The organism is Pseudohongiella acticola (assembly GCF_001758195.1).
Classification (GTDB): domain Bacteria; phylum Pseudomonadota; class Gammaproteobacteria; order Pseudomonadales; family Pseudohongiellaceae; genus Pseudohongiella; species Pseudohongiella acticola.
Genome location: NZ_MASR01000001.1, coordinates 2,715,856 through 2,732,366, shown reverse-complemented (window position 1 = coordinate 2,732,366; position 16,511 = coordinate 2,715,856). Strand labels below are relative to the sequence as shown.

12 protein-coding genes are annotated in these 16,511 nt (G+C 56.4%); 8 read left to right on the top strand and 4 right to left on the bottom strand.

Annotated elements, in window-relative coordinates; all coding sequences use genetic code 11:
• Window positions 1–35 precede the first annotated feature (35 nt).
• On the top strand, window positions 36–653 hold the full coding sequence (locus tag PHACT_RS11805; protein WP_070117951.1) for a glutathione S-transferase family protein: 618 nt from the start codon (window positions 36–38) through the stop codon (window positions 651–653).
• Between the two features lie 2 nt (window positions 654–655).
• Here PHACT_RS11805 and PHACT_RS11800 read toward each other — a convergent pair whose 3' ends face one another.
• Window positions 656–2,590, bottom strand: a complete 1,935-nt coding sequence (locus tag PHACT_RS11800) for a lysozyme family protein (protein WP_070117950.1) — start codon at window positions 2,588–2,590, stop codon at window positions 656–658.
• A 188-nt stretch (window positions 2,591–2,778) separates the two neighbouring features.
• Between PHACT_RS11800 and PHACT_RS11795 the strand changes: the two genes are divergently transcribed.
• On the top strand, window positions 2,779–3,213 hold the full coding sequence (locus PHACT_RS11795) for a hypothetical protein (protein ID WP_070117949.1): 435 nt from the start codon (window positions 2,779–2,781) through the stop codon (window positions 3,211–3,213).
• Window positions 3,214–3,228: 15 nt separating this feature from the next.
• Window positions 3,229–3,696 (top strand): CYTH domain-containing protein, encoded by a 468-nt coding sequence (locus tag PHACT_RS11790; RefSeq protein ID WP_070117948.1) that lies wholly within the window; start codon window positions 3,229–3,231, stop codon window positions 3,694–3,696.
• 55 nt (window positions 3,697–3,751) lie between these two features.
• Here PHACT_RS11790 and PHACT_RS11785 read toward each other — a convergent pair whose 3' ends face one another.
• Window positions 3,752–5,071, bottom strand: a complete 1,320-nt coding sequence (locus tag PHACT_RS11785; protein ID WP_070117947.1) for an MFS transporter — start codon at window positions 5,069–5,071, stop codon at window positions 3,752–3,754.
• A 190-nt stretch (window positions 5,072–5,261) separates the two neighbouring features.
• On the opposite strand from PHACT_RS11785, the gene PHACT_RS11780 reads away from it, so the two are divergent.
• On the top strand, window positions 5,262–6,485 hold the full coding sequence (locus PHACT_RS11780; protein WP_139141571.1) for a parallel beta-helix domain-containing protein: 1,224 nt from the start codon (window positions 5,262–5,264) through the stop codon (window positions 6,483–6,485).
• Window positions 6,486–6,538: 53 nt separating this feature from the next.
• Window positions 6,539–7,741 (top strand): SO2930 family diheme c-type cytochrome, encoded by a 1,203-nt coding sequence (locus PHACT_RS11775; protein WP_070117945.1) that lies wholly within the window; start codon window positions 6,539–6,541, stop codon window positions 7,739–7,741.
• A gap of 18 nt (window positions 7,742–7,759) precedes the next feature.
• Here the strand turns inward: PHACT_RS11775 and PHACT_RS11770 are convergent, their stop codons facing one another.
• Complete coding sequence (locus PHACT_RS11770; RefSeq protein ID WP_070117944.1) at window positions 7,760–8,767, bottom strand: hypothetical protein; 1,008 nt, start codon at window positions 8,765–8,767, stop codon at window positions 7,760–7,762.
• Window positions 8,768–8,885: 118 nt separating this feature from the next.
• Window positions 8,886–11,096 carry an acyl-CoA dehydrogenase gene (locus tag PHACT_RS11765; protein ID WP_070117943.1) on the bottom strand — a complete coding sequence of 737 codons (2,211 nt, stop codon included), beginning with the start codon at window positions 11,094–11,096 and terminating at the stop codon, window positions 8,886–8,888.
• Window positions 11,097–11,336: 240 nt separating this feature from the next.
• On the opposite strand from PHACT_RS11765, the gene PHACT_RS11760 reads away from it, so the two are divergent.
• The 3 genes from PHACT_RS11760 to PHACT_RS11750 all read left to right on the top strand — a co-directional run bounded on the left by PHACT_RS11760 (window position 11,337) and on the right by PHACT_RS11750 (window position 16,498).
• A complete protein-coding gene (locus PHACT_RS11760) occupies window positions 11,337–12,950 on the top strand; it encodes an alkaline phosphatase (protein WP_070117942.1) in 1,614 nt (537 codons plus the stop codon).
• 118 nt (window positions 12,951–13,068) lie between these two features.
• The gene (locus tag PHACT_RS11755) at window positions 13,069–15,210 is read left to right on the top strand and encodes a 3-hydroxyacyl-CoA dehydrogenase NAD-binding domain-containing protein (protein WP_070117941.1); all 2,142 of its coding nucleotides are present in this window, start codon (window positions 13,069–13,071) and stop codon (window positions 15,208–15,210) included.
• On the top strand, window positions 15,203–16,498 hold the full coding sequence (locus tag PHACT_RS11750; RefSeq protein ID WP_281201732.1) for an acetyl-CoA C-acetyltransferase: 1,296 nt from the start codon (window positions 15,203–15,205) through the stop codon (window positions 16,496–16,498). Before PHACT_RS11755 ends, PHACT_RS11750 begins: the two co-directional genes overlap by 8 nt.
• The last annotated feature ends 13 nt before the right edge of the window (window positions 16,499–16,511 follow it).

The following is a 16,511-nucleotide window of genomic DNA, read 5'->3' as shown; positions in this document are numbered from 1 at the left end:
TATCATAAACAAAACCCAAAACAAGTGAGTAGATCATGAAATTGTTTGAAACCCGCACAGCACCCAACCCCAGACGTGTTCGCGTTTTCCTCGCGGAAAAAGGCCTGCTGGACGACGTCGAGATCATTCAGCTGGACCTGCAGAAAGGCGAAAACCTGACACCGGAATTTGTCGCGCGTAACCCCATGAAAAAAGTGCCTGTGCTGGAACTCGACAACGGTGCCTGCATCGCCGAAACCATGGCAATCTGCCGCTACTTCGAAGAAGCATTCCCGGATTCGCCACCGTTGCTGGGCCGTACGCCGTTGGAAAAAGCACAGGTTGACCAGTGGCTGCGCTGGATTGATTTCTACTTCATGACCCCGACTGGCATGGCCTTTCAGCATACCACCGGATATTTCAAAGACCGCATGAAACCGTTTCCGGAATGGGGTGAAGAGTGCAAGGTACAGGCATCAAAGTTCCTGCATTTTCTGAACAAACAGCTCGCCGATCGTGAATTCATCTGCGGCGATCAGTTTACTGCGGCTGACGTTAACGCCTTGTGCACCGTAGATTTTAATCGTGTTATTTCACAGCGCATTCAGCCGGACCAGACCCATCTGCAGGCATGGTATGACCGGGTTTCGCAGCGCCCCTCAGCAAAAGCCTGATATTACAGACGCTCCGACCAGGGCGGTATGAAGCGTTCACTGCCCACCAGCCGCTTGGCATGCACCAGTGCCCGATACCAGCTTCGCTGCGCTGGCGGCACTATCGCAGGCCTGCCCGCGAGCAGGCTTTGCGAGATCTCGTCGCTACCGCGATGCTGGCTTAATATGTCCAGAACCGACTGACGTGCGCCATAGGTCTCGTGCAGAAACTGACTGGCATCGTCGGTCAGATTAACCCGGTAGTGCCGAACCAGTGCCACCGCCAGATGTTCTGCCGCATGACTCATGTCTTCTACCACATCCTGCGCCATCGATTCAGCGAGCAATTTCTTTTCCTGGGCACTCATTCCCGGTTCCAGGTCTCCCAGATATGTTTCCAGCGTTGATCCGATGCCGCGTTGCACATCCGGATAGGACAGATGTATATGAGGCTCCAGCGCCAGCGCAACTTCAATGACCAGCTGTCGGGCACTGTCCAGTGTAAGCGGGTTGTCCTTGTCACTGCGGCGTTCAAACAGACCTTTGGTCTCGTGTGCCTCCAGATACTGTTCACGCAGATATCTCGCCAGAGTTCGGCAGACCTCCTTGCGCTCCTCCTCGTCAAGTCCCACAACTTGTTCACGGATCCGGACACCGCGGCCACGGGGCCCTATCTGCAACTCCTCATCATCCAGATGGGCATCAGCCATCATACGGTTCCAGTCTTCCACCGTGACCAGGAATTCGACATGCAACTCACCGATGCGTTTGAACGATTCATGGGAAATGCGGTACAGGCGCAGGGCACTGGCCATAATTTCAGCATCGCTGCGCAGCCTTGTACGCAGACCGGAATTCCCCTTTCTGATGGCATCAACATCCTTTCTTATACGCAGCGCCAGCGCGTCCAGCGCATTGCCGACACGTTCGACCAACAACCCCGACGACAGCCCTTCCGGCACGTCGTCATAACTCATGACATCGACTTCAACCAGCCATGACGCCAGCCCCCGTATCCGGTTACTGCCCGCTGCCTGCGCGATACGATAACGGCTGCGTTTGCGCTCCATTCGATCCAGAGCGGCCGCGAGACGCCAACGACCCCGATAGTCAAACATCAGCATCGGTATTTCGCGGCCATTGATCAGCTCAAAACACAATACCAGCATGGACTCAACGTCCTGCATGGTAATGAGCAACAGATTGTCCTGCTCAATCGCAGCCAGAACCCGGGCAATAAAGTGTTCCGTGCGTGGTGTACCGTGGCGCAGATTGCCGATCTCGCCGAGGTATCGCTGCCGCAATACGTCAGCCGACTGCGGTGCAACCTGATGCAGTTCGGCAATGACGCTGGCGAAATGTTCATTGTGCGCCTCGTGTATGTCAGCGATTCGGGAGTGCAGGCCCGCCCGACGGAAATTATCGATACTTGCCAGTATTCGACCCATCTCAGCATCACCGGTCAGCTGCTCGCAGGCCATGGCAACGCCGTCAGGGGGCAAGTCGGCTCTCTGCAGCAGTTGCGTGGCGGCCTCACGTTGACGAATGTCACCTTCAAGATTGCTGATCATCAGGTTGCGCGCAGCCAGTATCAGATCGCCCAATTTGTCAGTGACCTCAACGACATAAAGTTGAGCACGCTCGGTCGCGTAACCCAGGGTACTGTCATAGACAATTTTGGCGATCAGGGCGATCAGACCACTGAGAACAGTAAAGCTGACAAAGTAGACGAGTTGCTGACTGGAAGGTGCCTGGCCAAAACCGATGTAATAACCACCATACAGACCGATGGCGGTGACCGGCCCCGCCGTCCATGCCAGACCCAGCAGGCTGCGCGACATACGCACGCGCCGGACACTGCGGGCAAATTGATTCAGCCGCTCATTTTCCTCGCGGCCAAGCGATATGCCATTCTTTTTCTGTGAGCGCTGTCTGAGCCAGTTGGGCAAACTAAACATACATCCCCTTTGTCGCGGATGGCAGTATAACGCAGACTTGTCAGATTGCCCCACCCCTGTGTCGCCCAGACAACTGCCAACGTACAGTCTATAGTGGGACATGTGTCAGCCATGGTATTCTCTGCCCTTGCCTGAATGCAATGCAGCACACACAGCGGCCTACGCCCATCAGACTGGAGTTTTAGATCATGAACCAAAGCAGCCCCGTTTCCAGGTCGGCGTCCTCAAAAATTGTCAGATTCTTGGTGATTCTGGGCTGTCTGGCAGTTGTCAGCCTGGTGTTGTGGCAACTATTGCCTAAGGCCACTTTTTCCAGTGATCTGAGTCAGGTTGGCCAAGGTAAACCTGCTTTGGTGATGCTGCGTGAGATTCACGTCATGGGTGGCGAGCGTACCATCGAGCAAATGCAGGCACTGTATCCGGAGTTCCAGGACCAGGTGGTGTTCCTGCTGATACACACGGGCCACCCTGACGGCGTTGCCTTTGCTGAAACCCATAGTCTCAGTGACGGTTCGCTGGTCCTGCTCAATGGCCGTGGCGATGCCGTTGCCACGATGGGCCGCCCTGACAGCGCCGACGATCTGCGTCGCTTTATTTTGCAACACCTGAACCTGAACTCGTAATTTCCGGAGTTTCTTTTGGCCGTTGAAATCGAGCGTAAATACCGCGTCATCAAGAGTCGCTGGCAGCCCAACGATACCGGTGTCGACTACCGTCAAGGTTATCTTTGTTCTGGCGACGGCCGCACGGTGCGGGTTCGCATTGCCGGTGCGCAGGCATTTATTACCGTCAAAGGCCCGACCCGTGGTTATGCCCGCGCTGAATACGAATACCCGGTGCCCGTGTCTGACGCAGAAGAAATGTTGACTGAACTGTGCCCCAAACCGCTGATTGAAAAAATTCGATATCGCGTCGAATATGCCGGTCATATCTGGGAAGTCGACGTATTCAACGGCGATAATCGGGGCCTGGTACTGGCCGAAATCGAGTTGCCCGCCGAGGATACCCGCTTTGAAGTACCGGACTGGGTAGGCGAAGAAGTGTCAGGTGATCCACGGTATTTCAATTCATCACTCGCGGTGACGCCACAACCGGACCCGAACTGATCCCGCCCACCGGGCTCGACGCCTCCTAATCCGACACGTCCTGGCCCGACAGCTACTAACCCGACACCTCAGGCCAGCGCAGACTCAGGCCGGCGCCCAGCAATCCCGCCAGCCCCAGTAAGGTAATTACCAGCGGCACGGACACCATCGCCGCCAAGGCACCCAGCACCCCGGACAACAGCAGTAGCAAGCCGATGACGGTATTACTCACCGCCACGTAGTCAGTGCGTTTATTGCCCCCGGCCATGTCAACCAGATAGGTTTTTCGCCCCAGCCTTACCCCGGCGTGGGAGACACCCAGGACAAAAAACGCGATCGGATAGAACCATTGCGACACCGTCGTTGACGCCCCCACCAGTGCCCAGACGGCAACGCCCAGTGAGGTCATGGAGGCAAGTGTGCACGCGATCGCAAAAACCTGTCGACTCGAGCGATCCGCCCATCGTCCCCAGACAGGTGAACTCAGCAGGCCGGCCAGACCTTCGACAGCGATAAAAATACCCAGCAGCGACGCTGCGTTGCCAAGATCTTCCTGCGCCAGCGCTATATAAAAAGGTGCCACCAACCCTGACCCCATGGCCAGTGCCCTTGCCACCACAAACCGACGAAACGCCCTGTCGTCGCGAAGCAGGGACAATTGCGAAAACGCTTCCGTGAAGCCATTGGCACCACCGTCAGTGGCACCCGGAAACTCCCGAATACGCGCATAGGCCATGATTGCCAGCAACCATAAACCTGCAGCAACAGCCAGCAACGCAGCATAGAAGCCGGTGGCTTCACTATCGCCTGCGATGCTGAGCCAAAGCCCGGCAAAGAAGGCGACCAGCCCGGCAATCGCGCTGATCCAGCCGGACAGCCGGCCGCGCCGTGTTTTCGGAATGGTTTTGCCCAAAACGTCTTTGTAGGCGACGGAACAGGCGCCCCGGGCCAGACTGAAGAGGGTCAACAACACCACGATTGCCAGCCCGGCCATCAGCCCCTGTAGCGTAAACGCACACCAGACCATCAACAGCAGTGACAAGCCCTGAATGGCGCCACCGCCGACCCAGACCCATTTCCGGATGGCCTGTCCACGCACCCACGCGCCAATCAGCATCTGCGGCAACATGGAGCCGGACTCGCGAATGGGGACCAGCAGGCTGATAATCCATGCAGGCGCACCCACCTGCATTAACAACCATGGCAGTGTGGTTTTGGCACTGGAAAGGCGGTCCGCAACATTGCTGGCGGTATTGGCAATCAGGGTCGCCAGAAAGTTTCCTGGAGTCTCCCGGCAGGCATCGTCGCTGATGTCTTTACAGACGCGACCTTCATCATCCTCGGCAAGGCGTTCGTAGAGCGACGTCTTCCAGTCATCTGCGGTGTCAGTTTCCATCGCGAAAGCTTATCTCCTCTGCATGTGAGTTGCAAAAACAGGCAATAACGGTTAGCTTTTGACCAGCAGTAGAACGACAACAAAAACGCTTGTTCACCCTGTTCGATTGCCTACAATCGACATCTGCACGAGGCAACAGTTCATGTACCAGATTCCCTTCGGTTCGCGAAAGCATTACCTCATAATTTCCATGACACTGGCTACTGTCCTGGCGGCCTGTTCCCCCGATACTCCAGCAACACCGGACGCCACTACAGCCAGCAGCAGCGATGTAATGACTGACCCGTCGGCTGAACTGCAACTGCGTTTTCTTGAAGCCACACCGGGTGATGTCATTACTCTGCCAGCAGGGGTATTCAATTTTGAACGCAGCCTGACCCTGAATGTTGACAACGTAACCCTGCGCGGCGCTGGCATGGACGAGACCATTCTGTCTTTCAAAGACCAGATTACCGGCGGCGAAGGTCTACTGGTTAATGCCAGCAATTTCACCATTGAAGATATCGGTATTGAAGACTCGCGTGGCGATGCCCTGAAAATAGCCCGCGGCGACAATATCGTGATACGCCGGGTACGCACCGAATGGACCAACGGCCCTGATACCAATAATGGCGCCTATGGTATTTACCCCGTGCAGACCCAACACACCTTGATTGAAGATTCTGTTGCCATCGCCGCCTCCGACGCGGGTATTTATGTTGGTCAGTCACAGAACGTCATCGTGCGCGGCAATCGTGCTGAATACAATGTTGCCGGCATTGAAATCGAGAACACCATTGGCGCCGATGTCTATGACAATGATGCCGTCAACAACACCGGTGGCATTTTGATCTTCAACATGCCCAACCTGCCGGTGGAAGGTCATACCACACGCGTCTACAACAACCGCGTGCACCAGAACAACACTGACAATTTTGCGCCACCGGGCACTGCGGTCGCCAGTGTGCCTGCCGGCTCAGGCATTATCATCAACTCCAATGACAAGGTGGAAATTTTTGACAACGATATAGGTCACAACAAAACCGCCAACGTTCTGATTTCCAGCTACTTCAGTGCCGGTTATTCGGAACGCGAAATGGCGGAAGCATTTGACCCCTACCCCGAAACCATCTACATCTATAACAACACCTTTACCGAGGGCGGCAACGCACCCGGACGCGCGGAACTCGACATGCTGCGCCAGGCACTGTTTGGCGACGAAGGCAGTTTCCCCGATGTTGTCTGGGACGGTGTCACACACCCGGAACGAAATGACATGACCTATGCCATTTGTGTTGATAACGGCGATACCAGCGTGCTCAACATTGATGCCGCCAACAACAATACTAACCCCCGCGTCGATATGAGCGCCCACACCTGCCAGCACAGCAAACTGGCAGCCGTGACGCTGCCGGCAGGGCTGACCGCGGAATAACAGGCCTGACCGACATAGAGCAGGCCTGACCAAACACGAAGAGGCTCTAACATATGCCTGGTTCCGGATTCACTGCGCGTCTGGCCGCTGCCGCGGCCATTGGTCTGTCAGGGCTGCTGATATCATGTCAGCAACCGGAACCAAGGTTTTTCGACAGCGACAATTACCCGGCGCAATTGTCAGCCTGGCAATTGTTTCAGTTGAATGCAGGCGAACAGGGGCATCAGCTGACGCTCAACCCGGAAATATTACCCTATCAGTTGGCTACGCCGCTGTTCAGCGAATATGCACTCAAACTACGCACCGTCTGGTTGCCCGACGGTACCGCTGCCCGCTACCAGGACACTGACACGTTTGAGTTTCCGGTCGGCACCATCATCAGTAAAACTTTTTATTATCCCGTGGCAACGCCGGCAGTGACCGAGAATGATTCAGAGGGTGCCGGTTCAGACGAGAAGCCTCGCCTGCTCAAGGCCGGCGCCAACACGTCTGCCGTTATCGGTGGCGCTTTGCCATTGGACAGATTCAGACTGATCGAAACCCGCCTGCTGGTGCATCAGCCCAGTGGCTGGGAAGCACTGCCTTACGTCTGGAACAATGAACAGACCGAGGCCACTCTGCAGATCGCTGGAGACATTCAGCGACTGCCGCTTGAGGACTCGACGCTGACCTACGTAGTACCCAATCGCAACGAATGCGCTGGTTGTCATGTACTGGATCAAAATAAGGGCGACCTGTCGCCGATCGGTCCGGCAGCGCGACACCTGAACCGCCTGGTCGCACTGGATGACGGCGAACACACCAGGCAACTGGATGTCTGGCAGCAGCGCGGCTGGCTGACCGATCTACCTGCTCCTGAGCAGATTCCGGCAAATGCCGTCTGGCGTGACTCAGTACACGAAGAAGATTCGGAAGAGGCAATCGCACAACGTGCTCGCGCTTATCTGGATATCAACTGCGGGCATTGCCATCAGCCTGGCGGCAGCGGCGATACATCCGGTCTGTTCCTGCATGCCGGGGAAACCTCAGCCATGCGACTGGGTGTATGCAAACCGCCTGTAGCCGCCGGTCGCGGCGCCGGCGGGCACCGTTTCTCAATCCTGCCCGGTCAGCCGGAAAACTCCATTCTCAGCTACCGCATCGCCAGCCAGGAAACCGGCGTACTGATGCCGGAGCTGGGCCGAAGTCTGGTACATGACCAGGGCCTGCAGTTGATAGAAGCCTGGATTGCCCAGCAACCCGGCCACTGCAACTGATCAGCGGGTCGATCGCAGCTACTCGTCTTCCAGCTGTTCCAGAACACGCGCACCCATCAGAATCCCGGGCATTGAATGATTGCCTTCGTGGCAGGCATATTCGTACAGGTCAGGTGCTGCATACATCGGCAGCTCGCCGGTCCAGGGCGTCTCATACAATTCGGAGTCTTCAATGGTGAACTGATAGCGCAACTCGCGCTCACTGACACGATAAAAGCGCTCCGTTATTTTAGCGTTGGCCGACGTATAGCCACTGCCTCGGGCGACCTGCTCCGGGTGGAAATTGATCGTTTCCACAACCAGGGTGTCACCTTCGTAGTATCCAATTGAGTCACCATGCCAGCGTGGCACATTATGCGGGTCGTGCTGGCCACCAATCTTGACGACACGGGCATCATGCGCCATCTCCGCCAGAATCATGACGTGAGTCGGGCTTTGCACAATCTGGGTAGTGTTGTTGTACAGCGAAGGCATGAACGGAACAATCGATGCAAAACTCAGGATGCAACGCTCGGCCAGCGAACGTCCTTCAGGACCATCATTCTCATCCATATTTTCATAGGCCATGGTGGCCCGTTGCGCTGCCCGGAGTTCGCGACCCTGCTCTGTCCAGGGTATCCTGCCATCACCGGGCTCAATGACCAGCGATGTGCGCAATTCGCCATCAATCACTGCCAGAAAATCGCCGGGGTTGATCCAGAAGGCATTGTACCCGCCCACGTTATGCGGACCGGGTGCTTCAGCACCTCGCTCTTCCAGGGCGTCGGTATATTCCTGCAGCGACGGCACCAGGCGCTCAGCTTCTTCCTGAGTGACCGTCAGCTTGCCTTCGAAGCGAGGGTGACGCTCAAGCGCGGTTCTGGACGAATAATCCCAGATGCCCTGAAGATCAGGTACGCCCCAGTCGGTTGTTGGCGTCTGGTACTCATTCTGAGCCATGGCTGATGAGCTGATCAGGCCTGCCGTGAGCAACGCCAGGGACAGGGACAGGCTGACGGATTTTTTTTGCAGAAAATTCGAATTCATAGGACCACTTCTTTGTTTGTTATTAGTCTGGTACCACGCGAACATTTAGTATCACGGGCACCAGAACAGGTCAAATGAATTCATTCAGTTTTCGCCAGACAGCATGCTGACAGCGATATCATGCTTCCTGAAAGTAGTCCTCCGGCGCAAACACGTCAACCTCAATCGCTGCCATTGCCGCCGTATTGGCGGCCCGCATCAGTGTCGCTTCATCGGCGCCGATGACGTTGGCAGTCAAAGCCTCATCAACCACATCAAAAGACAAACCTTTGCCAATTTTGCGCTCTTTCTGTGCCTGATGAATTTTGCTCATCACTGGCACAGCTTCCGAGTGCAGACGGAATGCTTTCATCAGAGTGCCCATGCCAGGCTGGTCCTCGGCGAACGGTGCGATACCGTCTGTGAAGCGTCGATACTGGTCATTCAGCTGCTGAATGGCACCTGCCGTTTGCGGAATCAGGTCATCCGACGGACCACGCGATAGCGGGTTAAGTCGCAGGAACCATGACGACGGTCCTCGCAACCACCAACCCACAACCGGCACATCAAAATTGGCGTGAATACCCTCAAAGGCGTCCTGAATCTGCGCCAGTGCAAACTCGCAACTGTATTTGACAATGGGCAAATCCTCCGGCTTGTTACCTTCGGCTTTATATCGACGCAGCGTCGACAATGCCAGCACCTGCCAGGTCAGGGCATCAGCGAAGCGTCCACCCAGGCTGCCTTTGACTTTGAGCTTGCCACCTATCAGGTAAAGCGCCAGGTCAGCCAGAAGGGCGAAGCGTGATGAAGCCCACGCCAGTCGCCGGTAGTAGGTCGCGACTTCGCCCGACTCCGGACTGCCGGCGCTAAAGCCGCGGGTAAGGCCGCGCACCTTGCTGCGGAAAAAATTACTCACGGTATGCCACAACCAGCCTAGCAGACGTTGACGGAATGCCTTGGCATCGTTGTCTTCGACAGCCTTGACCAGGGGCAGTGCGTACGGATGGCAACGTGTGGCACCCTGGCCAAACGTAATCAGCGTACGTGTCATGATGTTCGCGCCTTCAACCGTAATACTCACCGGGGCGCTGCTGTAGCCGCCACCCAGGATATTGCGCGGCCCCTGCATGACACCGGCACCGGAGAACACATCCATGCCATCAATCAGCGATCGCTGGCCATAATCTGTACTGCTCGACTTCAGCAGTGCCGAAATCACGGGTGGCTGCTGACCGTTATCAAGTGCCGAACAGGAGTAAACCCGGGCACCTTCAAAGATGTAAGCAAATGCGGCGATGCGTGCCACTTTTTCCTGTACGCCTTCCATCAGGCCAATCTGGATACCAAACTGATGACGAATCATGGAGTAGGCACCGGTCGCCGCCGCCACCAGTTTCATGCCGCCAATGGCACCCGCCGGCAACGACACAGCACGCCCGCCGGCCAGCTGCTCCATCAGCATGCGCCAGCCCTGCCCGGCATACTCCGGACCGCCGATGAGCTGCTCAGGCGACGCAATCACGTCCTCACCGATGATGGGGCCGTTATAAAAGCTCATGCCAATAGGCAGGTGATGATCGCCGTTTGTCAGCCCTTTTGTACCTTTATGCAACATGACCACGGAAATTCCCGGATACTCGCCTTTACCAAGCAGGTTGTCCGGATCGTGCATCTGGAATGCCAGCGAAATCAGGTTGGCGACAGGTGCCAGTGTGATGTAACGCTTGCGAAAGTTGAGCCGAATTTTGGTTTCGCCGTCGGTGTCCTTGAACACAACGCCTTCTGCCCTGATTGATGCGGCATCAGACCCGGCCGTCAGCTCGGTCAGACCAAAACAGGGCACATACTCGCCACTGGCCAGCCTGGGCAGATAGCTATCCTTCTGCTCCTCGGTGCCATAGTGTTTCAGCAGTTCAGCCGCACCCAAGGAGTTGGGAATCACAACAAAGGTACCAGCTGTCGGGCAGTAAGCGTTTACTTTCGCCATAATCGAGGAAATAGCGAGCGTGGAGAATTCTTTGCCGCCGTACTGTTTCGGGATCAGCAAGCCCATGAAGCCCTCTTGCTTGATATAGTCGATAACAGCGTCGGGAACCTTGCGCGATGTGGTGATCTGATAACTGTCGATCATCTGACACAGCGTCTCTGTGGGGCCGTCCATAAATGCCTGCTCTTCGGCCGAGAGCTGGTTGTAGGGCTCCTCAAGCATATTGCCGAAATCCGGGTTGCCGGAGAAGATCTGGCCGTCTATCCAGATTGTGCCGGCTTCCAGTGCCTGTCTCTCGGTGTCTGAGATACGTGGCAGCACATTGTTATCCCGCATGAACTTCATAATCATTGAAAACATAAATCGTGTTCCTCGCGAACATCATGGCAAAGCTGTAGCCCACAGAATAACTGGGATTGACCGAAATTGGAATGCGTTCATTTTTATCCGGCCACCACTAAATACGACGATGCGCCCCCAGTCTGGCACAACAATGCGACACATTGTCATGCAGCTGATAAGCTCTTTGGTCACAATGACTGAAATATCAGGACATGCCTGCAAAATCAAAAATCCAACCAACATTCCAGGATTGAACCCATGCCAACCCTGCATTCGCCCCGAACGCTGTTATCAACTCTTCCCTTCGCCCGGCGCGGCCTGTCAGGTGCCGGGTTGGCAATGGGGCTGATACTGACGACCGCAACCTCAGTGGCAACGGCGCAGACGTTCTACCCGGCGCCGGCTGAAGAATCACCAGAATACTGGCAGGCACTGGGCCAGGCGGAACTGCAGCGCGCACTGGCCAGAACGCCGAACACCAATCGTGCCAAAAATGTCATCCTCTTTGTCGGCGACGGCATGGGCATTTCTACCATCACCGCGGCACGTATTTTTGATGCCCAGATGCAGGGCAGCGCCGGCGAAGAGAACCTGCTGACATTTGAGCGCTTCCCCTATGTTGGCTTGTCCAAGACTTACAACACCAATCAACAGACGGCTGATTCGGCCGGTACCATGAGCGCCATGATGACCGGCATCAAGACCCGCGCGGGCGTCATTGGCGTCAATCAATATGCGGACCGCGCCGATTGTCAGTCTTCACTGGGCAAAGAAGTGCCGAGCCTGATGCAGGACGCAGCTGAGCGCGGCCTGGCCACAGGCTTTGTCACCACCACGCGCATCACGCATGCCACACCTGCAGCGACCTATGCCCATAGCCCCGAGCGCAACTGGGAAAGTGACGCCAACCTTAGCGAGGAAGCCATCGCCAATGGTTGTCAGGATATTGCGGCCCAACTGCTGTCCTTCGACTTTGGAACAGGCATTAATGTCGCCATGGGCGGCGGTCTGGCCGCCTTTGTGCCCACGTCGGAAACGGAATCGCTGACCGGTCAGGCAGGGCAACGCCTTGATGGCCGCAACCTGACCCGTGAATGGTTGCAAAAGTATAACGACAGCGCTTTTATCTGGAACAAAGATCAACTGGCCGCACTCGACACAACAACAACGCGGCACGTTCTGGGCCTGTTCAGTCGCTCACAGATGCGTTATTCACATGATCGCGCCGGTGATGATGCGAGCGAGCCGGACCTGCCCACCATGACCGAGACAGCCATCCGCGTGCTGCAGCAACAAGGCCAGGACGAAGGTTTCTTCCTGATGGTGGAAGCCGGTCGCATTGATCATGCCCACCATGCCGGCAACGCTTACCGGGCATTACAGGACACCCGGGAACTGTCGGCTGCCGTCCAGAAAGCAATGGCCATGACCAATGACAGCGATACCCTGATCATTGTCACAGCCGACCACAGTCATACCTTGACCATGGGTGGCTACGCCACCCGGGGTAACCCAATTCTGGGCGCCGTTGTCGGTAATGACGATCATGGTCATCCCCATAGTGGCGTCAGTATCGCGAACGACGATATGCCCTACACCACACTGGGGTACCGCGACGGTCTGGGCTTCGCCGAGGCAGGTGGCGGCGATCGTCGTTATGGCATACCCGGCGCAGCAGGCCGGGCCAATCTGCGTGAAGTGGATACCACCCACCCCGATTTTCATCAGGAAGCCCTGGTGCCGCTGGAATCAGAGGGCCACGCTGGCGAAGACGTGGCCATTTATGCCCGTGGCCCCTGGGCACATCTGATCCACAGCACTCACGAACAACATTATATCTATCACGTCATGCGCCACGCCCTGGGCTGGTAGGTCTTTTTTGCGCTAAACGAGGCTTTCGCCTGAGGCGGCCCATTGTGCCATTTGTAACAGTGGCCGGCCTCAGGCAAAATGAATTCATTCAGCAGCAACACCACTGCCCGAGGTATTCATGAGCAAGTCTTCTGCAAACACTGACAACACAAAATCCATTCCTGATGTGACGGATGACAGCTTCCGGCACTGGCACCTGTCCCGTGATCAGGACAACATCATTTACGCCCGCCTCGACCGGGAGGGCGAACGCGTCAATTCCCTCTCGCGTGCGGTGCTGGAAGAGTTTGAACAAATCGTCATACTCGCCGAAAAGGAAAAACCCAAGGGCCTGGTACTGATGTCAGGCAAGACCACCGGTTTTGCCTTTGGCGCCGACGTTAAAGAGTTTGAAGGATTTAGCTCAGCGGACAAGGTCAGCAATGAGATTTCCCGGGTGCACGGCATGTTTACCCGTCTGGAGAAACTGCCCTGCACCACGGTGGCGGCGATAGAAGGTTATTGCCTGGGTGGCGGCCTGGAAATGTCGCTGGCCTGCGATTACCGAATCGCCAAGGATGTGCCTTCAACCCGACTGGGTTTCCCTGAAGTCCAACTCGGCATATTCCCCGGCTTTGGCGGTTCGGCACGCTCCGTTCACACCATGGGTGGCATGAAGGCCATGGAACTGATGCTGACCACTCGTCAAATCAGTGCCCGCGCTGCCAGGTCTGTGCAACTCGTTGATGAGGTTATCGGCCGACACGAAGAACTGATCTGGGCAGCCCGCCGCGCCATCATGGCCGGCAAAAAAAGCCGGAAACCAGGCCTCGTCGCTCGCCTGAGCAATTTTTGGCCTGCGCGCAAACTGCTCGCCGCGCAGATGCGCAAACAAACACAAAAGAAGGCCCGCCCCGACCACTACCAGGCACCGTATCGTCTTATCGATACCTGGGAGCGCTTTGGTGGCAATCGCAATAAAATGCTGCAGGAAGAAGCACGGGCTGTCGGGGAACTGATGGTAACTCCGACCGCAGAAGGTCTGCGCCGGACATTCCACCTGATGGAACGTCTCAAGGCCGAAGGCAAGGGTACCGAATTTGATGTGCGCCATGTGCACGTCATCGGCGCCGGCACCATGGGGGGCGACATTGCCGCCTGGTGCGTACTGCGCGGCATGGATGTGAGCCTGCAGGACCGCGAGATGAAATACATCGAACCGGCCCTGAAGCGCGCTGAGAAGCTGTTCCGAAAGAAACTGCGCGACACCCACAAAGTCAAAGCGGCGCTGGCACGGTTGCGGCCGGACGTGGACGCCAACCTGGTGCCACGCGCCGACGTTGTCATTGAGGCCATCTTTGAAAATGCCGAGGCCAAACAGGAACTGTTCAAAAGCATCGAGCCCAGACTTAAAGACGGTGCCGTGCTCGCGACCAATACCTCAGCCATTCCATTGGAAACGCTGGCCCGCTCCTTAGTGAATCCGTCTCGTCTGATTGGACTGCATTTCTTTAACCCGGTACCCAAAATGCCCCTGGTTGAAGTCGTGTACGGACCCGATACCGACTCGGGCTATCGCCAGAAAGGCGCTGCCTTCTGTCAACAGATCAGTCGCTTCCCACTGCCGGTCAAGAGCACTCCCGGCTTCCTGGTCAATCGCGTGCTGGCGCCTTACATGATGACGGCACTGCAGTTGCATCAGGAAGGTGTGCCCGCAGAAGTGCTGGACGCCGCCGCCGAGGCCTTTGGCATGCCCATGGGACCTGTCGAACTGGCGGACACTGTTGGTCTCGATGTCTGCCTGATGGTAACCGAGGTATTGCAGGAGGGGGCCAGCGAGGAATCACAAAGTCCCCAGGAAAATTTTATTCAGGCCCTGGTTGACGACGGCAAACTCGGCAAAAAATCAGGCGAGGGCATTTATGTCTGGGAGAATGACAAACCCGTGAAGCGTGGCGTAGCTGCGGAGAATCACAATCTGGCAGAGCTTTCCGAAAAACTGATCGGCGCTTATATAAATGAGTGTAAGGCAGCACTTTCTGAAGGTGTCGTCGCCGACGCCGACCTGCTGGATGCAGGCATGATTTTTGGTACTGGTTTCGCTCCCTTCCGCGGCGGCCCGATGCATTACCTTGAAAACCGGGATCGCCAGCCGAAAGTGGCAGACAGCGCCCATTCAACGAATATTAAAAATGACAATACGTCCGACGCCGAAGCCGAAGCCGAAGCCGAAGCAGCAACCAAACCCAACGCCGGGCAGGAGAAACAGACCAGTGACTAATTCTACACAGGAAACCCAAACACTGCGCCGTGTGGTTATTGCCGGCGGCATGCGTATCCCCTTTTGTCGTTCCAACACTGCCTATTCGGATCTGAGCAATCTGGACATGCTGTCTGACACATTGCAGCAGCTGAGTGAAAAATTTAATCTCGCTGGCAAAAAAATCGACGAAGTTCTGGCGGGTGCAGTGACCACCCACAGTAAAGACTGGAACCTGGCGCGTGAAGCCGTACTGAGCACTGACCTGTCGCCAGCAACACCGGGTATTACTCTGCAGATGGCCTGTGGTACATCCCTGCAGGCAGCGTTAATGTCGGCGGCAAAGATCGCGACCGGGCAAATTGAATGTGCCATTGCCGCCGGCACTGATACCACCAGCGATGCACCCATTGTCTTCAAACGAAAGTTTGCACGCCGACTGATCAAGCTTGGGCAGGCACGGACACTAAAAGCCCGCTTTCGCGAATTCAAGGGCTTCAGCTTTAGCGAACTGACACCTCAACCACCGGCCAACGGCGAGCCGCGCACTCGACTGTCCATGGGTCAGCATTGTGAATTGATGGCGCGGGACTGGGGTATATCGCGTGAGGACCAGGACCAACTGGCGATGGAAAGCCATATTAAGGCAGCTGCTGCCTACGAAGCCGGGTTCTTCGACGAACTGGTTTCGTCCTATCAGGGCGTCAGTCGTGACAATAATGTCCGCGGTGACAGCAACCTGGAGAAACTGGCTTCCCTGAAGCCCGCCTTTGATCGCAGCTCAGGCACCCTGACTGCCGGTAACAGCACACCCCTGACCGACGGCGCAGCCGCCGTGCTGTTATGCAGTGAGGAATACGCGCGCGCCAACAACCTGCCCATACAGGCCTACCTGACGGGTGGCCGCAGCAGCGCCATTGACTTCGTACACGGCGAAGGCCTGCTGATGGCACCAACTGTCGCCGTCAGCGAGTTACTGCAGCAAAACAGCCTGTCGCTGCAGGACTTTGATTGCTACGAAATCCATGAAGCCTTTGCCGCGCAAGCATTGTGCACCCTAAAGGCCTGGGAAGATGAAGGATTCTGCCGCGACAAACTTGGACTGACACAGGCGCTGGGCAGTATTGACCGCACCCGCATGAACATCAAGGGTGGTTCACTCGCATTCGGCCATCCCTTTGCTGCAACCGGCGCGCGCATTATAGGTTCGCTGGCAGCGATACTGGAAGAGAAAGGCAGCGGTCGCGGCCTTATTTCAATCTGTACCGCCGGCGGCATGGGTGTCGCCGCGATTGTCGAACGTCCCTGACCCAGCGGCGATA